We start from the raw sequence: 2,056 nt of genomic DNA on the forward strand, positions 1-2,056 counted from the left end.
ATCCAAATGGAGTTATTCTGGCGATGCACCTAAACGAACTGGAAACTACTGAAAATTTAAAAGAAGTCGATGAAGCTTGGCAAGCACTGGAAAAATCAATTCTCTATTATCAAGGTCGCCCCGTTGGGACGGTAGCCGCTTACGATGCATCTGTAGAGGCACTCAATTACGATCAGTGCTTTGTCCGAGATTTTGTCTCTTCCGGTCTAATTTTTCTAATCAAAGGTAGAACAGATATTGTTCGTAATTTCTTAGAAGAAACCTTAAAGTTACAGCCTAAAGAAAAGGCATTAGATGCTTATAAGCCGGGACGAGGATTAATACCAGCCAGCTTTAAAGTGGTATCAGACAATGGGCAAGAATATTTAGAAGCAGACTTTGGTGAACACGCGATCGCCAGAGTTACACCTGTAGATTCTTGCCTATGGTGGATTATTTTGTTGCGTGCTTATGTGGTAGCCACAGAAGATTTTTCTCTAGCCTATCAACCTGAATTCCAACATGGTATCAGGTTAATCATGGAAATCTGCTTGGCAAATCGTTTTGATATGTACCCAACGCTGTTGGTTCCAGATGGCGCTTGTATGATTGACCGTCGTATGGGCATTTATGGGCATCCTCTAGAACTACAAGTTCTTTTCTATACGGCATTGCGTGCATCTCGTGAACTACTAATTTGTCAAGGGAATTACGATATTGTTTCAGCCATTGATAACAGATTGCCTCTTTTGTGCGCTCATATTCGTCAGCATTATTGGATAGATATTAATCGTCTGAACGCAATTTATCGCTTCAAAAGTGAAGAATATGGTAAGGGTGCTGTTAATCTGTTCAACATATATGTAGATTCTGTTCCCTATTATGAATTGGACAAGTGGCTGCCTAAAAAAGGTGGTTATTTAGCAGGTAATGTTGGCCCGTCGCAGCTAGATACTCGCTTCTTTTCACTCGGAAACTTAATGGCAATCATTTCAGACTTAGCCACCGAAGAACAGTCACAAGGTATTATGACGCTCATTGAGGAACGATGGGATGACTTGGTGGGAGATATGCCAATGAAAATTTGCTTCCCAGCTTTGGAACATGAAGAATACAGAATTGTAACTGGATGTGACCCAAAAAATATACCCTGGTCGTATCATAATGCTGGTAGTTGGCCAGTTTTAATGTGGATGTTGGCGGCGGCGGCTGTGAAAACGAAGAAAATAAGTCTTGCAGAAAAGGCGATTGAAATTGCCCAACCACGCCTCAGTGAAGATGAATGGCCAGAATATTACGATGGTAAGAAAGGGCGACTGATTGGGAAACAAGCTAGAAAATATCAAACTTGGACAATTACTGGGTTCTTATTAGCAAAAGAGCTGATGGCAAACCCCACATATTTACCATTAATTAGCTTTGGAAAATTACCAGCAGAACAGGTTTCTAGAGCGTGTGAGTTTGAAATCGCCAGTTTAGACCCCTATATGACTCGATAGGGAAGTTAGGAGTCATTCAATTTTAGATGTTGGATTGAAGGAAAAATCCAAAATCCAAAATTGGCAGAGTTAGAATACAAAAGCCTCCTGACTCCTGAATCATTTTTCCATGACAAACCCCCGTCAACTAGCTTTTATCGCCCTCCGAGATGTTCACAAGGGGGCTTATGCTGATGTTGCCCTAGATAGAGTGCTGCAAAAAGTTAATTTGGCTGATTGCGATCGCCGCTTGGTGACAGAATTGGTTTATGGGAGCGTCAGAAGGCAGCGTACTCTTGATACTCTCATTGATCAACTCGCCAAAAAGAAATCTCACCAACAACCACCAGACCTCCGCACCATCTTACATCTGGGCTTCTACCAACTACGGTATCAAGAGCGTATTCCCGCCTCAGCTGCTGTTAATACCACCGTCCAACTCGCTAAAGAAAACGGTTTTTCTGGACTCACAGGTTTTGTTAACGGTCTATTACGCCAGTATCTCAGAAAAGCAGGGGGAGATGAGGGAGCAGGGGGAGATGAGGGAGCAGGGGGAGATGAGGGAGCAGGGGGAGCAGAGGAGCAGAGGAGCAGAGGGG

The 2,056-nt window shown here is 43.1% G+C and carries 2 protein-coding genes; both read left to right on the forward strand.

What is annotated here, in order from left to right:
• Positions 1 to 23 precede the first annotated feature (23 nt).
• Positions 24 to 1,478, forward strand: coding sequence for a glycoside hydrolase 100 family protein (locus LC605_RS32655; RefSeq protein WP_229551501.1), 1,455 nt, complete (start codon positions 24 to 26; stop codon positions 1,476 to 1,478).
• Between the two features lie 109 nt (positions 1,479 to 1,587).
• Positions 1,588 to 2,056 (forward strand): transcription antitermination factor NusB (locus LC605_RS32660; protein WP_306426897.1); only part of this gene is annotated, 469 nt, incomplete at its 3' end.

Source organism: Nostoc sp. CHAB 5836 (assembly GCF_020829445.1).
GTDB lineage: Bacteria > Cyanobacteriota > Cyanobacteriia > Cyanobacteriales > Nostocaceae > Nostoc.

What these genes read in the sequence shown, in the direction of transcription:
- LC605_RS32655 (WP_229551501.1), top strand. Translation starts at nt 24, where the DNA reads ATGCACCTAAACGAACTGGAAACTACTGAAAATTTAAAAGAAGTCGAT.